Origin of the sequence: Streptomyces sp. WM6372, from assembly GCF_001279655.1 — a bacterium.
In the GTDB taxonomy this organism is placed as follows: Bacteria; Actinomycetota; Actinomycetes; order Streptomycetales; family Streptomycetaceae; genus Streptomyces.
In genome coordinates this window covers 1-1,820 of sequence record NZ_LGDB01000075.1, presented here as the reverse complement: position 1 = coordinate 1,820, position 1,820 = coordinate 1, and the positions used below count along the sequence as shown (strand labels likewise).

The following is a 1,820-nucleotide window of genomic DNA, read 5'->3' as shown; positions in this document are numbered from 1 at the left end:
CCCCGCCCGCCCCGCCCGCCCCCGGCCCGCCGCCGTCCCAGGCCTGGAACACCGCGTGCATCAGCAGGTAGTACAGCCCGTGCACGGCGTCGACCTGCCCGAGGAGCTCCCAGATCCCGCCGAGCGGCCGGTGGGCGACCTGCCAGGTGACGGACTCGTCGCGCCACATGCTGCCGCGGCCGTCCGCGCCGGCGCGCTCCAGGCCCCAGAGGCCGAGGAGGACGGCGAGCAGCGGCGGCAGCCAGCGCCAGGCGGCGATGCGGCGGCGGATGTCGTCCTCCTGGTGCTATCCGTGCGGGTGGTGCCGACTCCATACTCGGGGATCGGTCCGAAAACCTTGGGAGGGGTGGGGGTGTGCGCACCTTACGCGCGGTCGCGGCGGTACTGCTGAGTGCGGTGGTCCTGGCGGGGTGCGGCTCGGGGGGCGGCGGGTCGGAGAAGGAGTCCGGGAGTCCCCCGACGGGCGGCAGCGGTACGGCGTCGGCCTCCGCCTCCGATCCGGCCTCCGCCTCGACGGAGCCGTCTCCCGGGCCCGGGTCACCGGGCGCGACCGGCGCTCCGCCGGGGAAGCCGACGGACTCCGCGTCCGCCTCCTCCGTGCCCGTCTCCCCCGGGCCCTCCTCGGCGCTGGAGCGCCTGGTCACCGTCACCCGCACCGGCGGCTACGCCGGGAAGGCGAGCACCCTGCTGGTCAAGGGCGACGGCTCGTGGACCCGGCTCGACCGGCAGATGCGCCCGGCCGGCACCGGGAAGCTGCCGGCGGACCGGGGGGCGAAGCTGCGCACGGCGCTCGCCCGGGCGGACCTCGCGCGCCTGCCGAGGTTCCCGACGGGCGGCCCGGCGGTGTTCGACGGGTTCGTCTACACCTTCGTGCACGGCGGCTACGAGGTCACCGTGGCCCAGGAGTCCCTGACCCCGGCCCTGCGCGACGTCCTGGACGAGCTGCCCGCCTTCGAAGAGGGCTAGGCCGCGCCCGGGGCCGTTTCCGCCAGGCCCGTGCCCGCCGTCGAGATCCCGCGCAGCTGCCGGTCCAGGTACGCGTGCAGCAGGGCCGGCATGTCCACGGCCGCGGGGGCCAGGACCCACTGGATCTGGAGCCCGTCCATGACGGCCAGGGTCTCGCGGGCCACGGCCTCGCAGTCGGTGCCGGGCCGCAGCTCGCCCCGCGCGACGCCCGTCTCCAGCAGCCGGACGTTGTGCGCGAGCACCCGTGCGTAGCGCTGCGTGAAGTAGTCGTGCGCCGGGTGGCCGGGGTTGCCGGATTCGCCGACCAGCGTGTTGTACATCCGTACGAGGCCGGGCCGGCGGGCGTTGTCCGCGGCCAGGGCGACGACGGTCGCGTAGTACGCGGCGACGGACTCGGCCGGCTCGCTGAACAGCCGCTCCACGTCGTGCTGCTCGCTCTGCGCCAGCACCGACAGCAGCAGGTCCTCCTTGCCCCGGAAGTGGTGCAGGAGCCCGCCCTGGGTGATGCCGCAGTCGTGGGCGATGCGGGCGAGCGAGGAGGCGTGGAAGCCCCACTGCGCGAAGTGCTCCACCGCGGTGTCGAGGATCTTCCGGCGGCGGGCGTCGCCCACCGCGTAGGTGCCGCGGCCGGCGGCCTTGGGGGCGGCCGCCTCCTTGTGCTGTGCCATGCGCCCACCCTAGGCCGCGCCCACCCCCACCTCCGGAAGGGGTGATCCAGGTCACTTTTCCAAAACCTAGTGGGTACACGGTTTTCGCGCTTACGGTGAGCCCCTCCCCGGGGATGGCCCCCGCCCCGGACCGCACCCAGGAAACGTACGCCGATGAACGCCACGCCCCCCGCCGGCGCCGGTGAA

2 protein-coding genes are annotated in these 1,820 nt (G+C 75.0%); one reads left to right on the top strand and one right to left on the bottom strand.

Annotated elements, in window-relative coordinates; genetic code table 11:
• Window positions 1-354: 354 nt before the first annotated feature.
• Window positions 355-966, top strand: coding sequence for a hypothetical protein (locus tag ADK52_RS08015; RefSeq protein WP_053689068.1), 612 nt, complete (start codon window positions 355-357; stop codon window positions 964-966).
• Here ADK52_RS08015 and ADK52_RS08010 read toward each other — a convergent pair.
• Window positions 963-1,634 carry a TetR/AcrR family transcriptional regulator gene (locus ADK52_RS08010; RefSeq protein WP_078988093.1) on the bottom strand — a complete coding sequence of 224 codons (672 nt, stop codon included), beginning with the start codon at window positions 1,632-1,634 and terminating at the stop codon, window positions 963-965. The genes ADK52_RS08015 and ADK52_RS08010 overlap by 4 nt on opposite strands.
• Window positions 1,635-1,820 lie beyond the last annotated feature (186 nt).